The organism is Bacillus luti, assembly GCF_009739945.1.
Taxonomy (GTDB): Bacteria; Bacillota; Bacilli; order Bacillales; family Bacillaceae_G; genus Bacillus_A; species Bacillus_A luti.
Genome location: NZ_CP040336.1, coordinates 2,849,485 through 2,874,021 on the forward strand (window position 1 = coordinate 2,849,485; position 24,537 = coordinate 2,874,021).

Sequence of the window (24,537 nt, forward strand, 5' to 3'; positions counted from 1 at the left end):
ATTACCCCTTTTATTTAAATGAATATTCAGAAATAAATCCCGTGTATTGTGCCTATACCTTGTAATGAAATCACCGCTCTCTCGACAAAACGTTGCGATTCCTGTCATTTCTCGGAGCTGTATTATATTTTTCGACCATTATCCAACATTTTCCTTCTTAATTCATTACATACTAGAAAAGAGTCCTTGTTTTCAAAACAAGGACTCTTTTCTTAAACTATTTCGCTACCTCTTCCTTCGGCATTACCATACCTTTATAAAGTTGAACCGTTATCCAGTAATACATAAAGTAAATGACTAAGAAGATCCCTATCGGCACCCATACTTTCACAAATGGGTCAACTAATATAAAGCTGAATAAGTTAAGCCCTACTAACACGTGGGAAATGCCAATAATCGCTGGGAAGATAAATAAATATGAAATTTCTTTATATATACTTTTCGTTAACATACTGCGTCTCACACCGATTTTTCGTAACATTTCATAACGACGTACGTCGCGAGAAGCACCTGTTAATATTTTGAACATAAGGGAACTTGCCATCATTGCTAAAAAGGCAATTCCGAGGAAAAATCCCATAAACATTGTTCCGCTCATGAAACTGTTCATGAACTGATAAATTGTCATTTTCGTATATAGTTCTACTTTTGCACCTGTTGTTTTTTCAATTAATTCTTTTTGTCTCTTATCTATGTCGAGCAACAATGGTTTATATTTTTTCATGTCGTCTACTTTTACTAACGTTACACTATGTTCTGTTCCTTGAACTCCCTTATAATGCTCCTCATCAGCAATTCTTACAGGTTTTCCGTTAAATTGATTATGCGTAATTTGTATTTCTCTTACAACTGCATCTTCCCAATCTTTTGGCATAGGAGGAAACTTTTTCGCTGCTTCGGGAGCTTCCAAAGCAGAATAGACCGGTTCAGTTAAAGGTTCAGCCACACGTTTACGTGCAGGCTCTTTTAAAGTTTTTGTATCAAAATGATCGGAAACTAGTGGCGGTTTTGCAGTTAAATCGTTACGTAAGTAATAAACCGCTTCTCCATCTACTTTATACTTATACTTGCTTTCTTCAACAATTTCCATTTCTTTTAATGCTGCTTGATCTTGTTCATTTGGATCATGAATGACAACATCATATACACGTGAGAAGTCTGTCATAATACCTACATTTTTTTGAAATGCCATACCCGCTGTCATTGCACCTGCACCTAATGCAATTAGCATCGCTACAGTGCCTAATACTCTCGATAAACTATTTACTCGAAAACGTAGCTGTGCATATGTAAAACTATTTAAACCCGTTTCATTTCGTTTTTTATTTCCTTTAATTTTCATCACAAAAAATGGGAGCAATGAACTGAAAATAAAATACGTTCCAAGTGTTGTAACGATTGTCGCTATTATAAAACCGACTTCCGCAAATAATTTTATATTCACCATAAAGTAGTATCCTGTACTTACTAGTAATACACCAAGCACCGTCATGATGATAATGCGAGTTTTACTTTTCTTCACTTCATCTAATGTTTCATCTTCACGAATTAACTCTAGTTCTGTTTTACGTAATAAACGGATGCTATTCATTAAACCAGTAATAAAAAATAGTATTAAGAAGAATATAGCTGTAACTATAATTGCTGGTGTATATACAGATGAATAACTACCTTTTGCTGAAATTTCCATGCCATTCATTAAAAAGTTTCCTGCTACACTTGCTAGTAACATTCCTACTAAAATACCGATAATAATACTAACAATACCCATACCAAATGTTTCAATAAATAATAGCTGTGCTACTTTTTTCTTTTTCGCTCCAAGCATCATGTACATGCCGAGTTCTTTTCTTCTTAATGTAAGTAAAAATGAATTAGCATATATAATATAAAATACGGTAATAAACGATAGTAATATGGCACCTACCCAGAATACGAGTCTAATACTACTAATCAGACTATTATCTTTCGTAAATTCACTATTCATCGCCATCGTTTGGAACATGTAAAAAATACTAATACTAATAACGAGACCAATAAGTAAAACCATATAATCTTTTAACATTTTTTTCATACTATGACGTGATAATTTGAATAACATTGTCTCGCCCCCTACTTAGACTCAGCAGCTGAGCCCATATGAGCAAGCACACCTAAAATGTCTTGATAGAAATTTTCTCGCGTTCCTTGACGCTTTAATTCTTTATATAGAAGACCATCTTGAATAAATAAAATACGCTCACAATAACTCGCACTAAATGCATCGTGTGTAACCATCAAAATACTTACATTGTGATTTTCATGTAAATCTTGCATCGCTTCTAATAAGCTTTTTGCATTTTTACTATCAAGCGCTCCTGTCGGTTCATCTGCTAATACGATTGCCGGATTATGTACTAAAGCTCGTGCTGCCGCTGTTCTTTGCTTTTGTCCACCAGAAACAGCAGTCGGATATTTCGTTAAAATTTCGGTAATCCCTAATTTCTTTGCCACTTCATTTACCTTTCCTGTAATCTCACTTGACGGTACACCTTGCAAAGAAAGTGGTAAAGCAATGTTTTCATAAATTGATAAGTTTTCTAGTAAGTTAAAATCTTGAAAAATGAATCCTAATTTTTGAGATCGAAAATCTGATAATGCATTCCCCTTCATAGAAGTAATATTTGTGCCCGCAATTGTCACACTGCCACCTGTCGCTTGATCAAGTGTACTAATCACATTAAGTAATGTCGTTTTTCCAGATCCAGAAGGACCCATAATCCCGACGAATTCTCCCGCTTTAATACTTAATGAAACACCCCTTAACGCTTTCGATTGATTTTCATTTCTTTTCCCATACGTTTTTTCTACACTTTCTACAGTCACTACATTTGTTGACATCTCTTTCACTCCATCCCTTTTGTATAGTATAAATTTCTCATATATTTCTTATCTTTTTCTCATGTAAATCCTTAATATTTTTTTAATTTTTCAAACAAAAATAATTACACGGGGACCATGAACCTTTTGCCTACTTCATATTCTCATTTTTCTACAACTCGTTCCCTCGATTTCGCTTACATTTACCTTACAATTTTGTAAGGTAGAAAAAATACACCCCTTTAATATGAAGTGAAACCCAAAACGTGACACCTATCAAACACCTAAACCATCTGCTCCAATTCAATTTGAGAAACATTTTTAATTCGGAGTAAATGTCCCTCGATTAATGTTGGCTTTAGATTTAATATCCTTAAATGTAATGGAATCAATCCCTTTCTCATGTATTAATTTAGTTCGTGCATCACGTATTGCTTCTTTAGGACGAGCTATACGTATATCAGTACATTGATGTGTAAATTTTTCCTTTCTAAATTTTTTTAGACATATTTATATAAGGTGTTCAGAATACAACAGATCCGCTATTTCTGTTTATTGAACCTAGAAGATACAGCTACTATAATACTTAATATAAATAACCAACACTGTGTTGGTTAAAAAATAGGAGGAACAAAAATGAAAAACCAAGTATCACTAGTAGTTGAACATGATTTGAAAAACGTAACACCAGAAATGATTGACTGGTGGTGGGATAATATTGATAACTCTGAACGATATAAACTATGGCACCCAGAAGAACATGTTGATTTTAAATGGTTAGTTGACCCTAAAGTACATGGACATGTAGGAGCCATATCAGCTTCAATTGAATCTGCAGGGGATGGACTTGAATTCCCACTAAGAATTAGATGGGAAGACCCTAAAAATTGTCCTATAAACACCCATTACAGTCATGTTTTAATGGGTTCATGTTTAGATGATGACGACGATGTAATTTCACAAGTAATACATCAATACGAAAAATACGAAAACGGTACAGTAATGACTTCTACATTCATTTTTCCAAAAGGATTACCCCCATTTATTAATCTAAGTGGTTTATATAAACACAATGTAGAAGAAATGAGTCAGTTCAGTATATTTTTACCAGAATTGTTTGCAGAAAATCTGTAAGACAATTTAACCAGCTTTCCATTTAATAAATGACTAAATAGAAATCAAATTGGCCTCCAATGTGTTAGATACATCTAACATACTGGGGCCTGTCAATATAAAATCAATCACTCGCCACCTTGCTTATTCTGAGCAATTTACGCTCATCTTCAAATGAAAAACACCTCCGTTGAATTTACATACTTGGTATGCCAATTCAGGAGGTGTTTTTTCATTTACCACTATTCGGGTTCACTTTATTAAAATGGTGTAATTTCTAATCAATTATTATTTTCTATTCTTTATTTCCTCTTCCATATTTGCCACAAATATATTTAGCGAAACAACTTCTGACTTTTCTTCCCCATATTTACGTACATTTACAGCTTTACTTTCCATTTCTTTATCTCCAATAACAAGAACATACGGTACTTTTTGCATTTGTGCTTCTCTTATTTTATATCCTAATTTTTCCTCTCGTATATCCTGCTCAACACGAATACCAGCTTGCGCTAATTTATTTACAACCTCATTTGCATATTGTTCATGTACTACATTCGAAACTGGAATTACTTTCACTTGAACTGGTGCTACCCATACTGGGAACGCACCTCCAAAATGTTCAATTAATATTGCTAAAAATCGATCTAAAGATCCTAAAACTGCTCGATGGATAACAACTGGTCTTTTCTTTTCATTTTTCTCATCTATATAATTCAAATCAAATTTCTCTGGCATTTGGAAATCAAGCTGAATTGTTCCGCACTGATGACTTCTATTTAAAGCATCTTTAATATGGAAATCAATTTTTGGTCCGTAAAATGCACCGTCACCTTCATTTAGTCTATATTTATAATTCAATGAATGTAATACATTTGCTAACGCCACTTCTGCTTGCTCCCATAATTTATCGTCACCCATTGAATCTTCTGGACGAGTAGACAGCTCTACTTCATATTCGAATCCAAAAGTTTTATATACGTAATCAATTTGTGCCATTACGGATTTAATTTCATCTTCAATTTGTTCTGGTGTTACAAATAAATGAGCATCATCTTGGCAGAAAGTACGTACTCTTAATAATCCGTTTAACGCACCACTAAATTCATGTCGATGCACTTGACCGAACTCACACATACGGATCGGTAATTCACGATAAGAATGCAATTTATTTTTAAACATAAGCATATGTCCTGGACAGTTCATCGGTTTTAATGCAAAACTTTTATTATCCACTTCTGAGAAATACATATTATCTTTATAATGTCCCCAGTGCCCTGACTTCTCCCATAATTCTTGGTTCATCATAAACGGAGTGCGTACTTCTTGATAATTGTACTTTTTTTGAATTCCTCTTAAAAATGCTTCTAATTCGTTACGAATAATTTGTCCTTTCGGTAAATAAAACGGCATTCCCGGTGCCTCTTCAGAAAACATAAATAACTCCAGTTCACTACCTAACTTACGATGATTTCTCTTTGCTGCTTCTTCAACAAAGTGCAAATACTCTTCTAACTCTTTTTGAGAAGCAAAAGCAACACCATATATACGCTGAAGCACTTGATTGTTACTATCTCCTCGCCAATATGCACCAGAAACGTGAGTTAATTGAAATGCTTTCAAATAACCAGTAGATGGTAAATGTGGTCCTCTACATAAATCTACAAATTCACCTTGTTTATAAAGTGTTACACTTTCCTCATTAGGAATTGCTTCTAAAAGTTCTAATTTCAATTGATCGTTCATTTCTTGAAATAATTTTTCTGCTTCTTCTCGAGAAACCTCAACTCGCTCTATATTTATATTTTCACTTATAATCTTTTTCATTTCCTTTTCGATTTTTGGTAAATCTTCAATGTTTACACTACTTGGAAGATCCATATCATAATAAAATCCATTTTCAATAACAGGCCCTACTCCAAGATTTATATCACCATACAATCTTTTTACAGCTTGCGCTAAAATATGTGCAGCAGAGTGTCTTGCAATTTCTACACCGTCATTTGAATCTATAGTAATGATTTCAACTTTTGCATTTTCCTCAACGTTTCTTCGTAAATCAAAAAGCTGATCATTTACTTTCCCTGCGACTGCTTTCTTTTTTAAACTACTGCTAATGGATCCAGCAATTTCTTCTAAAGTAATTCCTTTTACAAACTCTTTAACACTACCATCCGGAAATTTAATTTCAATCATCTGTTCTTTCATTTTTCATCTCTCCATTTCATAATAAAAAGCACACTCATCCCTAAAATAGGGACGAGCGTGCTTATACCCGTGGTTCCACCCAGATTCCCACCGTAAATATACAATGGCTTCTTTTACGGTAACGTCGTTTACACGGCACTAGATACTTCGTTTCCCCAGTGCAGCTCTAAGGTGGTAAGTTATTTTTCTGTGTTAGGAAGTTCTCAGCTTTCCTTCCTTCTCTGTATAACCGGATAAAATAACTCGTGTCCTTTTCTTCGCTTATTATGAAATTGAATGCAAAAAAGCATATTCATCCCTAAAATAGGGACGAATATGCTTATATCCGTGGTTCCACCCAGATTCCCATCACAAAATGTAATGGCTTCTTTTGCGATAACGTCGCTTACACGGCACTAGATACTTAATTTCCCCAGTGCAGCTCTAAGGTGGTAAGTTATTTTTCTGCGTTAGGAAGTTCTCAGCTTTCCTTCCTTCTCTGTATAACCGGATAAAATAACTCGTGTCCTTTTCTTTGCTTTTATAAGTACATCCATTAATTGTTATTTACTATATCTTATTCATTTTATTTTTGCAAGTGTTAAAAAAAAATTTTATTTAATAAAAAAAGAAACCAAAAATAGATTTTTGGTTTCACTTCACAATTTTACCAATCTTGTGGTTCGTAATTTAAGTCTGAAAATAGACGTCTTTTCTCTTTCTTCGTTAAATCTCTCCACTGTCCAATTGGTAAATTATTCAATTCGATATTCATAATTCTCGTACGTTTTAACGTGTATACTTGATAACCTAAAGCTTCACACATACGGCGAATTTGGCGATTTAGCCCTTGTGTCAAAATAATTTTGAACTCATATTTTGATAACTGTGTGATCTCACATGGAAGCGTTTTTGTATCTAAAATTTTTACACCAGCTGCCATTTTCTCTAAAAACTCTGGTGTAATCGGCTTATCTACTGAAACGATATATTCTTTCTCATGTTTGTTTTCCGCACGTAAAATTTCATTAACGATATCGCCATCATTCGTTAACAAAATTAAGCCATCTGAGTCTTTATCGAGACGTCCAATATGACTAATTCGTAAAGGATGATTCACTAAATCGATAATATTACCTTTTACTGATTTTTCACTTGTACATGTAATACCTACTGGTTTATTTAAAGCAATATATACGTGATCTCGAGCAATTCGAAGTTGCTCTCCATTTACACGTACATCATCACCTGGATTTACTTGGTCACCAATTTTTGCAACCTTACCGTTAATAATTACTCTTCTCTCATTAATTAATTTATCTGCTCCACGTCGAGACGCTTTTCCAGCTTCACTAATAAATTTATTGATACGCAAATTAGGCACATCCTTTTCTAAACAATATTTCAAGCTCACACTGCTACTACCGTACAATACAAAAGGGTAAGCCTTCTATTATAACTTAAATATATTAACATGAAAGGGTATATGACGTCTTCTATTAATTACTCGTTTATAAGAAAATATCTTTATTATACATTCATTTATGCACGTTTTGTACACTTAATATACAAGCCATTCTTCCTTACATACAGCTTGTTTTCCTCTTATATATTCTAAATCCTCATGAATATTAGCTAGTTTATACAACTCTGGGAAAATCTCTTCTACATAATTTTGATGTGCCATTTCATCTTTCCAATAAGTTAACACGATGTAACGATTTTCAGTTTTTAAAGACTTCCCAACTACTCCACATAACATCCCTTTTGCTTTTTCCATTCCTTTATTCCAAATTGTTTCTTGTTTATGTAAAAAGTACTTTTCCTTTCCTAACTTTATATCACATATAGCAACTCTTACGAATGATCCTTCTGTAACAACATCTTTCAAAGGCGTATTAGTTATATCATACAACGTTTGAAACAATTCAATTTCACATGAAAGGAACGTATCCTCTTGTTTACTATTTAAATAAATTGTATCGTGAACACCATTCATAAATGATTGATATTTACTTCTATCTTCCCATAAAGTAAATACACATGCCTCATCTTCATTCCATCCACCAAATTGTCCATGAAAACCATCTAGGTGCTGTATATCACGCCATTTTTCTTGTGCTCTTGAAAACAATTCCTTTTTCTCTTCTGCTACCTTACAGTAGATTGTTTTTAGTAACATTTTTAATTCCCCCTTATCTTACATTCCATTTCCCATCTGCAATACTTTCTACTTTTTCCCCTAAACGAATATTATTTTTACTCTCTATTTGTTCAGCTCTTATATGTATTAAAGAAGGCCTTTTCATCTCGTATCCTTGTTCAACACACAGATTTATCTTTTCTGTTCCAAAAATTACGATACTTTAAAAGATACGCTGCTAAACATCCATTTGAACTTCCTGTTGTCACATCTTCCGGGATCCCATAATAGTCTGCAAAATCACGAACATTTAGATCATTTGTTTGTTTACATAACATGATTATATTCTTCTAGTTATCTATAGTATTCAAAAAAGCATCCGCTCTTTCTATCAGCCATTCACCAAACGTATTTAAAAATAATAAAATTTCATTTATATCATTTATTGGTTCAATTACATATTGTAATGCCTTTCTCATATTTTCTTCTTGTTCGGGAAAATGCTTACTGAATAGTGTATACGCTGGGTATAAATCTCTTGAATACAGCCCTTCTCTATCAATAGTTAATGCTAGACCTGCTCTAATTATGATCTTCATTATCCAACGGCAACAATCCGCAATATCATCCACGCCTTTATTATGAATTAATTCTTTGCGTGCTTGTTCAATTTGTTTCCGCAATTGAATAAGGTGTTCATAGGCTAACTCCTGACTAACTTTATATTTAGGTAAAGACAATGTTACATCTTCACCAAATATACATACTCCATGTGTCTGTATCATGAAGCTTATAAAAGAAAAACTCTTGGAATTTATCACTTCTTTTTCACTGTAAAAACTCAATTCCACTCCTGCTATACAATTAAACTTTTGCAAACTTTGAACTTCTAGTTTCTTTCGCCAGCTTAAGTCTATTAATTTAGGATCCTTTCGTACTATTATAATTGCATCTATATCTGCGATTCCTTCAATTCCAATCCCCCTTGGAATTGAGCCTCTTATATAAACACTGTGTAAATCATCCTGTAACAATTCACAACAGGTATTTTTTATTTCTTGTATTACCACCATAAATATAGGTTGAACTTTTTCAATATGTGCATCATTTATAATATACCCTTCATCATCAGTAGGACAAAAACGACCTATCTTTTTTATACCTGGCAAATTATCATCTCATCTCCATACTAAATATTATTTTATTCTATACACATAGTAATTATAATTCAAATAATTCAGAATTAAAATTCAAAAAAGATAGGAAGTAAACAATCCTACAATATTATTCACTTCCTATCTCTTTCATTATCAATTATTTTTCAAATATATAATATGTAATTTCTCCCGGATAATGTAATATCGTTACCTTCCTTTCCCCTTTTTTAAAACTAACAGTATGCCCGTTTTCGCCTAAGTCCTCCCATCCAATTACCTTCTTAATAGGCATTACACTTATATATTTATAATCCTCTTCATTATCATCATTAATATGAATTGCTGACATTGGCACTGGAAAATCTTTAATTTTAGATTCTTTATTCATAAATATGAATGCAATTAAACTAACTAATAACACAGCAATTGAAATATTTGAAACTAGTTTTCTTCTATTCATTTTCAATAAAAATCCTTTCTTCTCGCATAGTACTTTCATCATTTTACTAAATTCGATTATTTAAGTATACAGTTAATTATATCCTAAATTACCTACCTTTAATAACATTACTGTTGTATATTGTAATTATAGAATTTTTAACTTTGGAGGCGTTACACATTGAAGAAATGGCTTTTAAATAAATGGACAATTGTTATTTCTATTTTTATCATTACCAGTACAGTTTTCTACACAATTAAAGATAAAAATAATAACGAAAAAGTCACTGTAGAAACGGTTGATACAAAAACATTCAAAACTAAATTGCAACCTAAAATTAATGAATTAACTAATAATTATAATGATATCATCGAAAAAGATTGGTTACCTGCTTGGGAAGAAATTAACACGAACGGAGATTCTGTAAACAGAGATAAACTATTAGTTACAATGAGTACTATTTCCAAACAATATGAAAAAATTATGAACGAAATAGACACTATGAAAATTAAAGAAAATATATCGGAAGTACAAATACAAGAACAACTAGTTTATTTCACAACTGAATTTAAGACTGCTTCTAAATTTATGAAAAACGCGGCGGATTTAATTATAGACGGAACCACTAACTCTACTCCCAACAGTGCAATAATTGAAAATACAAAACATGCTTTAGGGCTTGCAGATCAACATATTGTCATCGCTTTATCTACTTTAACTGAAGTTGAAGAGAAATTAGGACTTGCAAAAAATAAAACTGTTTACTATTTTAAAATAAAAAAAGATTGCATTTCACATTTTGTCTGTCTATAATGTTTTTATTGATTTACAATCAATATTTTTATAAATTTTATAATTCGGATGAACCATTCAGGAGAAGGTCTATTGATCTACCGACGGGGCAAAAAGTTGCTGAATCAACTTTGAAACTCTCAGGTCTTGGTTACAAGTAGAACTGCATGGGGACGAATCTCTGGAGAGACTCCCTCTCGCTTTTTTGTAGCGCGGAGGAAAACGAGCACCGAAGGAGCAAATCCGCTATTTTAGCGGATAATCTCTCAGGTAAAAGGACAGAGACAAGCGAAAGAAAAAGCCGATTTGTATCGGTTTATTTTTCTATTCCTTGTTTCTCCAGAGACCATTTCATTTACTTGAAGTGGTTTTTATTTTTTCTAAAAAAAGGAGAATAACGATGGAGACAGTAAGTAAAGTATTAGAACAAATGAATCAATACGTGTGGGGATTACCAACTTTGTTGTTACTCGTTGGGACTGGTATCATTCTCACAGTGCGTCTAAAAGGTTTGCAGTTTAGTAAATTATTATACGCTCATAAACTTGCATTTAAAAAATCAGAAGATACATCTTCCTCTGGAGATATTAGTCATTTCCAAGCACTCATGACAGCTATGGCAGCAACGATTGGTATGGGAAATATAGCTGGCGTAGCAACCGCAGTTACAATTGGTGGTCCTGGTGCAATTTTTTGGATGTGGATTACTGCTTTGTTCGGTATGGCAACAAAGTATGCCGAAGCAATTCTTGCGGTGAAATACCGTGTTAGTAATGAAAATGGCGAATATTCAGGTGGACCAATGTATTATTTAGAACGTGGTTTAGGTAAGAAATGGCTCGCTGTTTTATTTGCTATATTTGGTACTACTGCTTCTTTCGGTATTGGTAATATGGTGCAATCAAACTCAGTTGCAGAGGCAATGCGGATTAATTTCTCTTTCCCCCCTGCTTTAACTGGTATATTAATGTCATTTTTAATCGCGATTGTTATTTTAGGCGGTGTAAAAAAAATCGGGAAAGTAACTGGATATATCGTTCCTATTAAAGCTTTCTTTTATATCATCGCTGGCCTTATTATTATTTTCTATCATTACGATCAAATTCCAGAAGCATTTTCACTTATTTTTTCTGGTGCATTTAATGGGACTGCAGCTGCTGGTGGTTTTATCGGTGCAACGGTTGCATCAGCTATTCAAATCGGGATGGCACGCGGTGTATTTGCGAACGAAGCTGGTTTAGGAAGTGCTCCTATCGCGGCAGCGGCAGCAAAAACTGATTCCCCTGCAAAACAAGCACTGGTTTCTATGACTGGTACTTTTCTTGATACATTTATCGTATGTACCATTACAGGGCTTGTATTAATAACTACAGGTGCATGGAAATCAGGTAAAACTGGCGTTGAAGCAACAACTCTAGCATTCCAATCTGTATTCGGCACTGCTGGTAGTATGATTCTTGGTATCGCAATTATTTTATTCGCCTACTCTACTATTTTAGGTTGGTCGTATTACGGTGAGAAATGTGTAGCGTATTTATTTGGAGAAGGTGCAGTACGATATTACAAGGCAATCTTCATTGTTATGATCGCTATTGGTGCCAATTTAAAACTAGGCATCGTATGGACATTTGCTGATATTGCAAATGGACTTATGGCGATTCCAAACTTAATTGGTCTAATCGGATTAAGTGGTATTGTTGTCGCTGAAACAAATCGCTTTTTACAAGCAGAGAAATTGAAAGAAAATCATAAAAAACAAGCAAGTTAGTCACTTAAAAAGGAATGGCTCATTTAAAACAAGCCATTCCTTTTTCTCTATTTCAATTCTTTTCCCTTCTGAACCATATGTAAATAAAGTACAAAATCCATCATTGTCGACGAATGACCAAGTTGACGAAGCATCGCTGTTATATTCCCTCTATGATATGTACCATGGTTTACGACGTGTTGTACTAATTCTAAAATTGAAGTTTCTAATTTCCCTGCATATGGATTCTCGATAACAAATACCGTATTTACGTCTTGTATTATACTTAAAAATTCTTTATATTGATTTGCCATGTTTTCAAACATTTTTTCTAATTCATGTAACGATTTAGTTTCGATTTGTTTTCGTAAATGTTCTCGGTCTTGTATTGCCTCATTCATACTTTTACCATGTAATATGTGTAACCACACTTGATCTGTAATATAAATATGCGAAAAAGTATCCTTAATTGATGGGAATACACTCCGTATCTGTTCATTAAAAATTGTCTCATAGTTTGGTAATTCCTTTAGTCGATTGAATAATTTTGTATTAGCCCAAGCATGGTAATCAAACTGTTTTAACATGTAATCCTTCAATCTAAATCGCCTCCCTATCCTATAAAACGAATTTTTCGTTTCTTCATTTCCGATTCTCTATCAGCCTTTATAATCCCTTTTTCTTCTATTGAACGTTTATTTATAGTTTTATATTTTACATACGTATAAAATTCTCTTTTAAATGGAAACGGTGTAATTCGAATTGTTTCTTCATCCAACCATTCAGCTTGAATAGGTTGCTCCTCTTTACTATTAAACATTTCTGATCCCTCAAAACCATATTTAAATAAGTCAATTTCATCTTTCTTTTTGACACCAGGTTTATTCATACACACATATAAAGAAAGCTCATCACAAAACTTCAGTAATCTATAATGTTTATCAATTATCGTAAATTGTTCTTTTGTTAACTTTTTCAATATTCTTTTTTGTCGTTCCAATTCATGTTTATAAAAAGACATCATCTCTTCATCTTCCTCGTTTAATGGAAATGATAAAAAGTGCTTACTACAAAGTAATGCCCCATATGGATTAGACTCTTCAATTTCATTCAAACCAATCGTATAAAAAACGAAGCGCAATGAGCTTGGACAATCCATAAATGTATACGGGATATTTTTGACATCATTTAAAATTGGTACTTTATCAAGCCCTATCCATCCTCTATCATGTTCATATATTGCATCAATAGTTTCCATTAAATATTCTTGATTTTCAAAGAAATTTTCTTTTATATGACTAGCAATCTCACCAGCTAAAAAACCGTGATCATGTTGACGAATTAATATACTCTCTTTCTCATTTTTTTCACGAAAAATCATCTGTATATTCCCCCTCATCTTCATCATACAGCTTGTTCTATACATCAATTCTTAATAAATCCCCAATTATTAGCAGGGATTCAGTCTCTAGCAACGAAATTAACATAACTATATAGCATTCTTTCTAATCATAGTAGTAGCTTTATCTTTACTATCCATTATACTAAAACATTCATTCCAAAATTTTTTTATGAGGTGAAAACATGAATAAAACAGAATTAATTAAAAATGTGGCACAAACAGCTGATATTTCTCAAAAGGATGCTTCTGCAGCTGTACAGTCTGTATTTGACACAATTGCTAATGCATTACAATCTGGCGATAAAGTTCAATTAATTGGCTTTGGAACTTTTGAAGTGCGTGAAAGATCTGCCCGTACAGGACGTAATCCACAAACTGGCGAAGAAATTCAAATCGCTGCTGGTAAAGTTCCAGCATTTAAAGCAGGTAAAGAATTAAAAGAAGCTGTTAAATAAACAAAAAAACCAGCCATTTTATCGGCTGGTTTTTTGTTTATTTAAGCATTTCCTTTATATTTTCCGCATGATATACTTCACAAATATAAAATATACATTTGCAATTACTTACAATTTGATATTTTCTAGTTAGATAAACATTCGACGTAACAGAACATCCATCAAACAACTCAATAATATTTCCAGAAGGCTGATACCCTTCATATAATACGTTTCTTCTTACTTCCATCTTTTCAATAAGCTTTTCAACTGGAATATTTCCAGTCTCTAATTCACTCTTAATTGTGTCCGGTAAAAACGAAGTGTCCGCAAAAATTAGATTTTCAGATAACACCTTACCTTTATAACTAACATTAGATACACGGTAAAGAAATGTTCCATCTTTATCAAAGAAATTCTTTACTTCTTTCGGAATGTACTGTCTATCAAGTATCTCTTGTTCGAAAACATCAAACTGAACTGTATCATTCAAAAGCTTTTCTAAAGCATGAATAGATGACGTATCTCCAGAAAATAAAATATTTTTAATTGCTTGTACATTATAAGTGGATTCATTTGTTCTATTTTCGGCTACTAACATGAGGAACACCTCTTCTATAAAATATTTTATTAAACTTATTTAAGATTTAAAAGCGATACTGCGTCTAATTGTGTAATTTCGGTCACTTCTTTACTGAATATTGCTACGGAAGCCATATGATCTAAACAAGGGCTTACATCTTCTATCACTGTATTTTCAACTAACTCTTGCCTATCATTAAAATTCAACAATTTTGGAGGATCATTTGGAGCTGATACTGTAATATGTACTGGTGGAATCAATAATCCTTCACCTGTCGCTTTCAGTACCGCTTCTTTTCGAGTCCAATATGTTAAAAAACCTTCTATTTTTTGCTCATTAGGTAATTTCATAACTTGCGCTATTTCAATGTCTGTTAATACGCCCTCTGCCATTTTCCTAACATCTACATTTGGATTCATTTGTTCAACATCAACGCCCACAGGTGCAGATTTTGTAAATGCAACGACAACCCAATCGCCTGAATGTGATACTGATAGTTGTGGCATCCCTTCTGGCAATTGTGGCCTGCCATGTTGTAACTTACATACTGGGCACATTCGGTCAATCGGTACTTGAACTGGCGACATAGAAAGTATTTTACCAAGAACTAATCTACTAATTACACAACCTATTATAAAACGGGCACGATCTGCCGAATGATGATAAGAATTTGCTTTCTCTCTCTCAACATCATTTAGTAAATTGTAATGCCATGATTGTAAATCTGAAATTCTGGCCCACCATATTTGACAATCATTCTCATTCAGAGTTGGTATAGAATCTACAACTTTACTTTCTATCATGTAAACTCTCCTTTTTACTACTAATATCAAATTTTATTAAAAAGCTTACGTATATTGCTATTCATTGACAAGTTCTTTCTCTGTTTGTGATACAGATAATATTTTTTCTTTCTTCTTTGACATTACCTCTTTATCAGAAATACGTAAAGAAAATAGTAATGCTACTAGTAAAAATAGTGCAGATCCAATTAATGCTGCTTGATATGGTAAGAAATCGGCTGGAGCATTATTTTGTACACTATTATTCCCAAAACCAGCTAGTATACTAGCTAAAACAGCAACTCCTATTGCAGATCCTAATCGATTTTGTACGTTAAAAATAGTAGTCGCTCTCCCCATAGAAGGTGGCGTTATATTGTTAAATGCAGAAAATTGAACTGCTCCAACAGACTGACCTAAGAAAATACCTATGCCAAACAATAATGTCCGTATTTGCCATGGATTCGTATCATGATTTACAAAACTTAATAAAACAAAGATAATCGCCGTACAAATTAACCCTATAGAAATTACCTTACGAGCTCCTAATTTCTTATATGACCATGGCACAATCTGTGACGATATCATTAATCCAATCGCCTCTGGGAATGTCGTAAGGCCTGATTCCAGTGCGGAAACCCCTATTACATTTTGATACATAAGCGGAAAAACAAATAACATTCCTAGTAAACCAGCTGATGAGAACAATGAAATAAGACTCATTTTTCTAAAGACTGGTTCTTTTAATAAGCGTAAATCTAACATCGGTTGCTCTACTCTAAGTTCTACAATAATAAACAATGTAATGAATACAATCCCAACTATTCCAGTACTTATAATCCCTGGAGAAACCCAACCTTTTGATGGTCCTTGGCTAAGCGCATAGATTAGCATCGCAAATCCTGGTGCTGAAAGAATAAAACCGAGAGAATCAAAGCGACCAGCTGATTTTTCAATATGCTCTTTTAAAAATAGAAGACCGAATAGTAACGCCATAATTCCAAATGGTAAATTAATATAAAATGCCCAGCGCCAAGACATTTGATCTACAAAAAATCCACCAATAATTGGTCCTACTGCCGGTGCGACAGCAATTGGCAACACAATAAACCGAGAAATTTTCGGCCTTTCCTCTGGTGAAAATGTTCGGAATAACATCGCCATCCCAACTGGTGTTAAAAGCCCCCCACCAGCACCTTGAATGATGCGATATATATTCAATGAAGTAATATCGTTTGCTATTCCACATAATGCAGACGCAGTTGTAAATACGAAAAGAGCAGCTAGAAATACTCTTTTCGTACCAAAGCGATCTCCTAACCAACCGGAAATTGGAAGGAAAACAGCTAAGCTAACTAAATACCCAACATTAACTGTCCCCATCGCAGATGGTGGCACTTGTAGTTCCTTACTTATCGTTTGTAGTGCTACATTTACAATCGTTGCATCCATTGCAGCCATAAACATCGCTGTAATATAAACGATACTTACAACTACTTTTGGGTTTATTTTTGCCTTCATTATCGTTTTCCTACTAATATTTTTCCACCAACTTGATTTCTTTTTGGATTCAAATCTTTCCAGTTAGTTTCAACATATTGTAAGCAAACTTGTCTGCTAGCTTCTTCATGTACGACATTCCATCCAATAGGTACATCAAGAAAGGCAGGCCAGAGAGAATACTGGCCCTCCTCATTTTTTAATACTTTGTATGTGTAATTATCATTTTCAAACGGATTCGTCATATTTTACTTACTCCTTTCTTTTCCTTCAAATATTTCGCCAATACTTGTCCAATTTCTGTAAGCGGAACTGGCTGACATAAATCTTTATGTCTACAATCAATATCATGTTGCACAATTTCCCCATCTAAATAATTTAACCACGTATTTGGAGGAATAGGATCAAACCAGTCTGGTATAACGGTGGATCTAAAGAATAAAATATCTCCGTTATAAACTTTCGGTACATATCTCCCTAACAATCCTACTGAATTTACATATGTTTCCTTCAAGTTCAAAATAGTCTCTTCTTCAAGACTTGCTAATGCACTTCCATCTTTACGAAGTATTTCAACCGCACTTTCCATAGTAAGTGGTTTACCATCCATGTTATCTGGATCATATCCACCTAAAGCAAGTAATGCAATTAGTGCTTCTTCTTCAGTAGGTGCTTCTGTATTCGGTAGGAAGTGACCAGGATAAGAGTCTAGCATAACGAGTAATTCTACTTCTTCCCCTTCATTTTGTAGTTGCGCTGCCATTGCATGAACAACATTTCCTCCAAGTGACCAACCGAGCAAACGATATGGTCCGTAAGGCTGTACTGTACGCACGTATTTTAAATAATCCGCCGCCATCTCCTCTAAACTTTTTGGAAGTTCTTCATTTTTAGCGATACCACGTGCTTGGACACCGTAGATTGGATAATCTGTTCCTAAAGATTTCATAAGTCCTGCATAGCACCAACTTAATCCACCTGCTGGATGTACACAAAATAGTGGTAATTGGTCTCCGCTTGTTCGTAATGGAAGCAACACATCAAGTGCACTTTGACCATTCCCCATTTCAAGCCTTTCAGCTAATCCCGCAACGGTAGGTGCTGCAAATAAAGTCCCGATATTTAGTTCCACCCCAAGCGCTTCTTTAATGCGGCTCATAAGCTGCACTGCAAGAAGTGAATGGCCACCTAAATCAAAGAACCCGTCATCAATTCCAATTTGCGGCACACTTAAAACTTCTGTAAACAAATCACACAACATTTCTTCTTGTGGTGTTCTCGGTCCGCGACTAGATGATGATGCGATAAATTCTGGAGCTGGCAATGCCTTTCTATCTAATTTACCGTTTGGAGTTAAAGGCAAATCATTTACTACTACAAAAGCGTATGGAACCATGTAATCTGGTAAACTACCACCAGCATACTTACGCATTTCATTCGTATCAATCATTTCATTATTTGATGCGACGATATAAGAAACTAACCGTTTATCCCCTGGTTGATCTTCCCGTACAATAACGGCTACTTGTTCAACTTTAGGGTGTTTCATTAGTACCGCTTCTATTTCCCCTAACTCAATTCGGAATCCACGAATTTTTATTTGGTGATCTGCACGTCCTATATAATCTAGCGTCCCATCTTTACGCCAGCGAGCTAAGTCTCCTGTACGATACATTCTTGTACCTGGCTTGCCAAATGGATCTGCGATAAAGCGTTCAGCAGTTAAGCCTGCTCTTCCTAAATATCCACGAGCAAGCCCTGCACCTGCAACATACATTTCTCCAACTACTCCAGGTGGCACTGGTTGTAAATAGTTATCTAATACGTATACTTTCAGGTCAGGTATACTGCACCCAATTAAACTATTTGCCCGTAAAGAAACGATTGTTTCGTCTAACTCAATATAACTAACATGTACTGTCGTCTCAGTAATACCGTACATATTAATGAGCTTCGGTGCGTTATGAGGATGTCGACTATACCAATCTTCTAATCGACTTAGCTCAAGTGCCTCTCCACCAAAAACAACATATCGTAACGATAATTTTTGGCCAATCTCTTCATTTTCACGATCAGCTTGCATCAATTGATAGAACGCTGATGGAGTTTGATTTAAAACCGTAACCTTTTCTTTAACGAGAAGTTGTAAAAATTCTTTCGGCGAACGACTTACAGTATGTGGTACTACGACTAAACGCCCCCCGTATAATAAAGGTCCCCAAATTTCCCAAACCGAGAAATCAAAAGCATATGAATGGAACATCGTCCATACATCGTTTGCGTCAAATTGGAACCAATGATCAGTTGCACCTAACAGTCTTACTACGTTTTGATGTGGTATCATAACGCCTTTCGGTCTACCTGTTGAGCCTGACGTATAAATAACGTAAGCAACATGTGAAGGAGTTAACGGCTTTATACGCTCCATTCCATCTATATTATCGTCACTATATTTCTCAATTTCTTCGATTATTTTTACATCATCAACTAAAATTTTCAGTTCCTCATCACATTCAATTTTCACATCTGAATTTGTTAAAACGCATGACGGTTTCGCATCATGGAGCATAAATGAAATACGATCAGACGGGTAATCTGGATCTAATGGAAGATAACCTGCTCCTGCTTTAAGAACCGCAAGTAAACTTACAACCATATTTAAAGATCTTGGCATTGCCAAAGCAACGAGTTGATCAGGACCGATTCCTTTCGCTATTAGCAATCGAGCTATTTTATTTGCTTTTTTATTCAACTCTTCATAAGTTAACTGTTCATCTTCAAAGATGACAGCAATAGAATTTGGATTTATATGAGCCTGTTTTTCAAATAATTGCGATAATGTCATTTCTGGTATAATTTGAAAACCACCATTCCACTTTTCTAACACTGTATTTCTCTCTGCTAAAGTTAATATTTCTAATCTACCAATTGATTGATCAGGATTTTCCGTTGCATCATCTAATAACAGGATGAATCGTTCAACTAATTTTTGAACCGTTTCACGTTTATATAAATCAGTACTAAACTCTATTAACCCATGTAAACCATTTGGAGTACCATCAACTCCGTTACTCTCGCTAATTTCAAATGTAAGATCAAATTTCGCAGAGCCAACGCTTTGAATTTCAAGGCTAGCTTCTATATTTGGAGCATCAAAAGTTGCTTCTGGCGTATTTTGAAAAGCTAACATAACTTGAAACAGCGGATGACTATTTCGAGTTCGCACTGGGTTTAACACTTCAACGAGTCGTTCGAATGGAACATCTTGATTTTCATAAGCTGCAAGATTTGACTGCTTCACTCTATTCAATAATTCTTTAAAACTTGGATCTCCTGAAGTATTTGTACGTAACACTAATGTATTTACAAATAAACCGACTATGTCAGAGAGTGCATCATCGTTTCTTCCAGCAATGGGACTACCGATTGGTATATCAGTACCTGCACCTAATCTTGTAAATAGCGCACTAAGTCCTGCTTGCAACACCATAAATAAACTAACTCCGCTTTTTCGTGCAAGCCCTACTAACCTACTATGCATACCTGCATCTATTTGAAAATGAATTGTTTCTCCGCAGTAACTCGTTTCAATTGGACGCTGGTAATCTGTAGTTAACTCCAATTGATCTGGTAAACCTTCTAATTCTTTCTTCCAAAAATCTAATTGCTTTGAAATAAGACTCTCTTGTGTAGTTTCATCACCGAGTAATTGTTGTTGCCAAAGGGCATAATCTGCGTATTGAACTGGAAGTGTCTCCAGCTGGACTTTGTCACCATGACATCGTGCTTTATACGCCGCTGTAAAATCTCTCGTTAACGGTTGTAATGACCAGCCATCCCCTACAATATGGTGTAATAAAATTAGTATTACATGTTCGTTTTCACTCACTGTAAAAAGTTGCAAACGAACTGCTGGTTCAACATCGAGGTTAAAGCTATATCTTACCGCCTCCGCAAGCACACTTTCTAATTCATCTTTACATGTTTTTGTTTTAATCATTTCTAGATTTAAATTTTCCATATCTAAAATTTTCTGATAGGAACTACCTAGTACGTTAGGAAAAATTGTTCTAAGTGTTTCATGTTTCTCAACTACATCATAAAATGCACCTTGCAATGCTTCCTCGTTCAGCTTTCCAGAAATACGAATGACTAACGGAATATTATAAGTAGGGCTCGGACCTTCTAAGCAATTTAAGAACCATAACCTGCGCTGTGCAAATGAAAGTGGAACTTCATTTGGTCTACTTACTTTCTTAATTGCTGGTCTTGCGCTTCTTGCCAGTTCCAATTGCTTCGCTAGTTCAGCAACAGTTGGCGATTCAAATAGTTTTCCAATTCCTAATTCGACACTTAATGTTTCACGAATCCTTGCCATCAAACGAGATGCAAGAAGCGAATGACCACCTATTTCAAAGAAATTATCATCTATGCTAATGTGTGAAACACCAAGTACTTCTGCAAATAAATCACATAATATTTCTTCTTTCGGATTTCTAGCAACTCTCTCATTATTTGTTCCATTAAAATCTGGAGCAGGTAATTTCTTTCTATCAACCTTTCCATTTGGTGTTAATGGTAATTCTTCTAGCGATACAAATGCTGATGGCACCATATAATTCGCTAAACTTTCTGAAACATAAGAACGAATTTCTGTAAGGTTAATCGTTTCCTTCTCTTCCACAACGATATACGCAATGATTCGTTTATCATTCGGGCGGTCTTCTCGTACTATAACCACTGCTTGCTTAACATTTTCATGTCGTTGTAATACCATTTCAATTTCAGCTAATTCAATTCGGAAACCACGAATTTTAATTTGATGATCTGCTCGGCTCATGTACTCGAGCACACCATCGTGACGCCATTTTACCAGATCACCTGTGCGGTACATACGCTTCCCTGGTTTTCCATAAGGATTTGCAACAAACCGTTCAGCCGTTAACTCCGGTTTTCCTAAATATCCGTTCGCAAGTCCTTCCCCTGCAATATATAATTCACCAATAACTCCAGGTGGAACGGGTTGTAATCCTGTATCCAGCACATACACTTCTGTATTCCAAATTGGCTTTCCGATAGGAGGTATACTACTTTCACTCTCAGTAATGTTCATGACAGTAGACCAAATTGTCGTTTCAGTTGGTCCGTATAAGTTTGTAATAGAGCAACCTAATTCTTTTAATTGATTTGCTAAATGTGCTGGTAGAGCTTCACCACCAACGAGCACGTTTAGTCCTTGTAACCTTTCTGGATATTCCGTTACTAACGCCTGCCATAACGTCGGTGTCGCTTGTATAATTGTTACTCTTTCTTCTTGTAAAAGTGTCGTTAACGCCGACGGTTCTTGGATTACCTCTTTTTGTACAATTGTTAAACTCGCACCACTAATAAGAGGTAAATAAATTTCTAAAGCAGAAATATCAAACGCAAATGTTGTAACTGCTAATAAATGATCGTTTTCATGTAATGAGAACATATCATCCATGGCCAATAAAAAGTTACTTAAAGCTTTCATAGGAACAATTACACCTTTAGGATTTCCGGTTGAGCCTGAGGTGTAAATTGTATAAGCTGGGTTTAAAAGTGATTCATCATTTTTTAATGGTATATTCATATAAGAATATGTGTTTAACGCTATTTTCATTTCTTCACTATCTAATTCGATTTTTTTCATATCATTTTCTATAACTAAAGTAGATGAAATAGATGAATGTGTGATGATACATACTGGTTTTGCATCATTTACTATATAATTTATTCGCTCAGCTGGATATTCTGGATCTATAGGTAAATACGCTGCACCAACCTTTAAAACTGCTAGCATACTAATTACCATTTCTGTTGACCTTGGAAATACTAAAGCGACAAACTGATTTGGGCGTATTCCTTCTTCTACTAAATAGTGTGCTAATTCATTCGCTCGTTCATTTAGCTCTTTATACGTAAGATCCACACCGTTACAAGTAATCGCTATTTTATTTGGATTTTTTTGTACTTGTCTTTCAAATAATATAGGTAGAGGGCTTAACTTATCAGCTTCCTTAGTCTCATTCCATTCCAATAAAACTTTATGATTTTCTTCAGGAAGAGTAATATTTATTTTTCCAATCGACTCGTCTTTCTGATAATTTTTTATCACTACATCTAATAGATTCATAAACCTGTCTTTATGCAATGCTAGTTCCGCTCCATTATACACTTCTGGGTTCGCATCAAAATGAATCATTAACTCATTTTGATCAAAACGTTTATACACATTTATCGATAAATCATCGACAGGTCCTGCCGATAAATTATGTGTAACACCACGATTTCCAGCAAAATTAAGTCCGTAATCAAAAGGCATAACATTCACTAACGGACCAAATAACCTTTGATTTTCACCTAATAACTTTAAGTCTCTTCTTAATTCCTCATGACGGTATTTATGATGACGACGTACGTCTCGAATTTCTTTAGACACTTGTAGTAATAATTCTGCAAGAGTTATATTTGGAGTTACAGTAAGACGGAGTGGAACTAAATTCATTACCATACCGGGTGTATAAATAGATGCCGAACCTAGACGTCCCATCATCGGTAAACCTAAAACAATATCATTTGCACCTGTTAATTTATGCATATAAATACTTGTTACAGCGATAAGAAATTCCGGCCAACTTGTTAATGAAACATTGATATCTTCTAGTAAAGTTTTCGTGCTAGAACTAGATAAATAAGCTGTTTCTCGTGAAAATCCATTTGATGTTCTCGGTGCTCGTTCTGCCAAACTTACAACTTCTGGTTCATCCACAAACTTTTCTAACCAAAAAGTACGATCTTCTTGAAATTGATTAGACTGACGATACTCAATATCTTCTTGTACAATTTTTGCAAGAGAACCAAATGGCTTTTCATTTTTGTTTGTTTCTTCTATAAGTGATGTGTACTCATTCGCTACCTTTTGGCTAAGAAGTGAAAATCCATAGCCATCCATCACAATGTGATGGATGCGCTGATACCAAAAGAAACGATTATTTTCAACTTGAATAAGTGCTTCCGTAAATAATTTATCTTTTTTTAAATCAACTGGCATAGACAAATCTTTTTTCATCCATACTTTAGCAGCTTCTTCAGGATTTTCTTCTTTACGAACGTCAATAAAATGCATATGAAACTGTGATTCCTTAATAACTTGCCATAGGCCAATTTCATCATCTTCGAAACAAACATGAAGCGCTTCTGCTTCCATTACAACTTTACGTACAGCTAATTCAAAAATTTCTTGATGAATATTTCCGTTTATTTCTACATATTCTCCAGTATTATAAATCGGATTAAGTGGATCTAATTGCTGCGCAAACCACATACCAGACTGCGCAGACGATAACGAATGACGAATCTTTTGACTGTTAGGCAT

Annotated in this window: 19 protein-coding genes, 1 riboswitch and 2 other annotated features; of the genes, 4 read left to right on the top strand and 15 right to left on the bottom strand. The window is 34.5% G+C overall.

Annotated elements, in window-relative coordinates; all coding sequences use genetic code 11:
• Positions 1-217: 217 nt before the first annotated feature.
• Both EUC40_RS14560 and EUC40_RS14565 read right to left on the bottom strand, forming a co-directional pair.
• Positions 218-2,101: an FtsX-like permease family protein gene (locus EUC40_RS14560; RefSeq protein ID WP_156575794.1), complete on the bottom strand. Its 1,884-nt coding sequence runs from the start codon at positions 2,099-2,101 to the stop codon at positions 218-220.
• Between the two features lie 11 nt (positions 2,102-2,112).
• Entirely contained in the window at positions 2,113-2,880 is a 768-nt protein-coding gene (locus tag EUC40_RS14565; protein WP_156575795.1) for an ABC transporter ATP-binding protein, read from the bottom strand.
• A gap of 615 nt (positions 2,881-3,495) precedes the next feature.
• Here EUC40_RS14565 and EUC40_RS14570 point away from each other — a divergent pair.
• Positions 3,496-3,993: a DAPG hydrolase family protein gene (locus EUC40_RS14570; RefSeq protein ID WP_156575796.1), complete on the top strand. Its 498-nt coding sequence runs from the start codon at positions 3,496-3,498 to the stop codon at positions 3,991-3,993.
• 267 nt (positions 3,994-4,260) lie between these two features.
• Here the strand turns inward: EUC40_RS14570 and thrS are convergent, their stop codons facing one another.
• The 6 genes from thrS to EUC40_RS14600 form a co-directional block, all read right to left on the bottom strand.
• Positions 4,261-6,180, bottom strand: a complete 1,920-nt coding sequence (thrS, locus tag EUC40_RS14575) for a threonine--tRNA ligase (protein ID WP_156575797.1) — start codon at positions 6,178-6,180, stop codon at positions 4,261-4,263.
• Positions 6,181-6,224: 44 nt separating this feature from the next.
• Positions 6,225-6,447: a binding site (T-box leader), on the bottom strand.
• A 35-nt stretch (positions 6,448-6,482) separates the two neighbouring features.
• Positions 6,483-6,704, bottom strand: a binding site (T-box leader).
• A gap of 122 nt (positions 6,705-6,826) precedes the next feature.
• Positions 6,827-7,534, bottom strand: a complete 708-nt coding sequence (locus tag EUC40_RS14580; protein WP_071709615.1) for a pseudouridine synthase — start codon at positions 7,532-7,534, stop codon at positions 6,827-6,829.
• Between the two features lie 186 nt (positions 7,535-7,720).
• Positions 7,721-8,341: a YdbC family protein gene (locus tag EUC40_RS14585; protein WP_156575798.1), complete on the bottom strand. Its 621-nt coding sequence runs from the start codon at positions 8,339-8,341 to the stop codon at positions 7,721-7,723.
• Positions 8,342-8,481: 140 nt separating this feature from the next.
• Positions 8,482-8,640, bottom strand: a complete 159-nt coding sequence (locus EUC40_RS27130) for a PhzF family phenazine biosynthesis protein (protein ID WP_071709612.1) — start codon at positions 8,638-8,640, stop codon at positions 8,482-8,484.
• A 12-nt stretch (positions 8,641-8,652) separates the two neighbouring features.
• Entirely contained in the window at positions 8,653-9,471 is an 819-nt protein-coding gene (locus EUC40_RS14595) for a nucleotidyltransferase (RefSeq protein WP_156575799.1), read from the bottom strand.
• Between the two features lie 145 nt (positions 9,472-9,616).
• Positions 9,617-9,961 (bottom strand): hypothetical protein, encoded by a 345-nt coding sequence (locus EUC40_RS14600; protein WP_071709608.1) that lies wholly within the window; start codon positions 9,959-9,961, stop codon positions 9,617-9,619.
• 117 nt (positions 9,962-10,078) lie between these two features.
• On the opposite strand from EUC40_RS14600, the gene EUC40_RS14605 reads away from it, so the two are divergent.
• Both EUC40_RS14605 and EUC40_RS14610 read left to right on the top strand, forming a co-directional pair.
• Positions 10,079-10,711, top strand: coding sequence for a hypothetical protein (locus EUC40_RS14605; RefSeq protein ID WP_156575800.1), 633 nt, complete (start codon positions 10,079-10,081; stop codon positions 10,709-10,711).
• Positions 10,712-10,861: 150 nt separating this feature from the next.
• A riboswitch (glycine riboswitch) is annotated at positions 10,862-10,982 on the top strand.
• A 108-nt stretch (positions 10,983-11,090) separates the two neighbouring features.
• Positions 11,091-12,458, top strand: a complete 1,368-nt coding sequence (locus tag EUC40_RS14610; protein WP_156575801.1) for an alanine/glycine:cation symporter family protein — start codon at positions 11,091-11,093, stop codon at positions 12,456-12,458.
• A 47-nt stretch (positions 12,459-12,505) separates the two neighbouring features.
• Here the strand turns inward: EUC40_RS14610 and EUC40_RS14615 are convergent, their stop codons facing one another.
• Both EUC40_RS14615 and EUC40_RS14620 read right to left on the bottom strand, forming a co-directional pair.
• Positions 12,506-13,036, bottom strand: coding sequence for a DinB family protein (locus tag EUC40_RS14615; protein ID WP_156575802.1), 531 nt, complete (start codon positions 13,034-13,036; stop codon positions 12,506-12,508).
• A 14-nt stretch (positions 13,037-13,050) separates the two neighbouring features.
• The gene (locus tag EUC40_RS14620; protein WP_156575803.1) at positions 13,051-13,818 is read right to left on the bottom strand and encodes a DUF3891 family protein; all 768 of its coding nucleotides are present in this window, start codon (positions 13,816-13,818) and stop codon (positions 13,051-13,053) included.
• 203 nt (positions 13,819-14,021) lie between these two features.
• Here EUC40_RS14620 and EUC40_RS14625 point away from each other — a divergent pair, with 203 nt between their 5' ends.
• Positions 14,022-14,294, top strand: coding sequence for an HU family DNA-binding protein (locus EUC40_RS14625; protein WP_001043908.1), 273 nt, complete (start codon positions 14,022-14,024; stop codon positions 14,292-14,294).
• Positions 14,295-14,331: 37 nt separating this feature from the next.
• Here EUC40_RS14625 and EUC40_RS14630 read toward each other — a convergent pair whose 3' ends face one another.
• The 5 genes from EUC40_RS14630 to EUC40_RS14650 are packed head-to-tail and all read right to left on the bottom strand — an operon-like array spanning position 14,332 to position 24,537.
• A complete protein-coding gene (locus tag EUC40_RS14630; protein WP_156575804.1) occupies positions 14,332-14,874 on the bottom strand; it encodes a cold-shock protein in 543 nt (180 codons plus the stop codon).
• Between the two features lie 35 nt (positions 14,875-14,909).
• Complete coding sequence (sfp, locus tag EUC40_RS14635) at positions 14,910-15,659, bottom strand: 4'-phosphopantetheinyl transferase Sfp (protein ID WP_156575805.1); 750 nt, start codon at positions 15,657-15,659, stop codon at positions 14,910-14,912.
• Positions 15,660-15,716: 57 nt separating this feature from the next.
• A complete protein-coding gene (locus EUC40_RS14640) occupies positions 15,717-17,159 on the bottom strand; it encodes an MDR family MFS transporter (RefSeq protein ID WP_071709592.1) in 1,443 nt (480 codons plus the stop codon).
• Positions 17,159-17,383 (bottom strand): MbtH family protein, encoded by a 225-nt coding sequence (locus tag EUC40_RS14645; RefSeq protein ID WP_071709590.1) that lies wholly within the window; start codon positions 17,381-17,383, stop codon positions 17,159-17,161. The genes EUC40_RS14640 and EUC40_RS14645 overlap by 1 nt, the downstream gene beginning before the upstream one ends.
• On the bottom strand, positions 17,380-24,537 hold the full coding sequence (locus tag EUC40_RS14650; protein WP_156575806.1) for an amino acid adenylation domain-containing protein: 7,158 nt from the start codon (positions 24,535-24,537) through the stop codon (positions 17,380-17,382). Before EUC40_RS14650 ends, EUC40_RS14645 begins: the two co-directional genes overlap by 4 nt.

Bases quoted from the DNA above. Each gene is read 5' to 3' on its own strand.
- EUC40_RS14610 (WP_156575801.1), top strand. From the start codon at position 11,091: ATGGAGACAGTAAGTAAAGTATTAGAACAAATGAATCAATACGTGTGG.
- EUC40_RS14600 (WP_071709608.1), bottom strand. From the start codon at position 9,961: ATGATGAAAGTACTATGCGAGAAGAAAGGATTTTTATTGAAAATGAAT.
- EUC40_RS14620 (WP_156575803.1), bottom strand. From the start codon at position 13,818: ATGATTTTTCGTGAAAAAAATGAGAAAGAGAGTATATTAATTCGTCAA.
- EUC40_RS14585 (WP_156575798.1), bottom strand. From the start codon at position 8,341: ATGTTACTAAAAACAATCTACTGTAAGGTAGCAGAAGAGAAAAAGGAA.
- EUC40_RS27130 (WP_071709612.1), bottom strand. From the start codon at position 8,640: ATGTTATGTAAACAAACAAATGATCTAAATGTTCGTGATTTTGCAGAC.
- EUC40_RS14640 (WP_071709592.1), bottom strand. From the start codon at position 17,159: ATGAAGGCAAAAATAAACCCAAAAGTAGTTGTAAGTATCGTTTATATT.
- EUC40_RS14650 (WP_156575806.1), bottom strand. From the start codon at position 24,537: ATGCCTAACAGTCAAAAGATTCGTCATTCGTTATCGTCTGCGCAGTCT.
- thrS (WP_156575797.1), bottom strand. From the start codon at position 6,180: ATGAAAGAACAGATGATTGAAATTAAATTTCCGGATGGTAGTGTTAAA.
- EUC40_RS14560 (WP_156575794.1), bottom strand. From the start codon at position 2,101: ATGTTATTCAAATTATCACGTCATAGTATGAAAAAAATGTTAAAAGAT.
- EUC40_RS14630 (WP_156575804.1), bottom strand. From the start codon at position 14,874: ATGTTAGTAGCCGAAAATAGAACAAATGAATCCACTTATAATGTACAA.
- sfp (WP_156575805.1), bottom strand. From the start codon at position 15,659: ATGATAGAAAGTAAAGTTGTAGATTCTATACCAACTCTGAATGAGAAT.
- EUC40_RS14565 (WP_156575795.1), bottom strand. From the start codon at position 2,880: ATGTCAACAAATGTAGTGACTGTAGAAAGTGTAGAAAAAACGTATGGG.
- EUC40_RS14625 (WP_001043908.1), top strand. From the start codon at position 14,022: ATGAATAAAACAGAATTAATTAAAAATGTGGCACAAACAGCTGATATT.
- EUC40_RS14645 (WP_071709590.1), bottom strand. From the start codon at position 17,383: ATGACGAATCCGTTTGAAAATGATAATTACACATACAAAGTATTAAAA.
- EUC40_RS14570 (WP_156575796.1), top strand. From the start codon at position 3,496: ATGAAAAACCAAGTATCACTAGTAGTTGAACATGATTTGAAAAACGTA.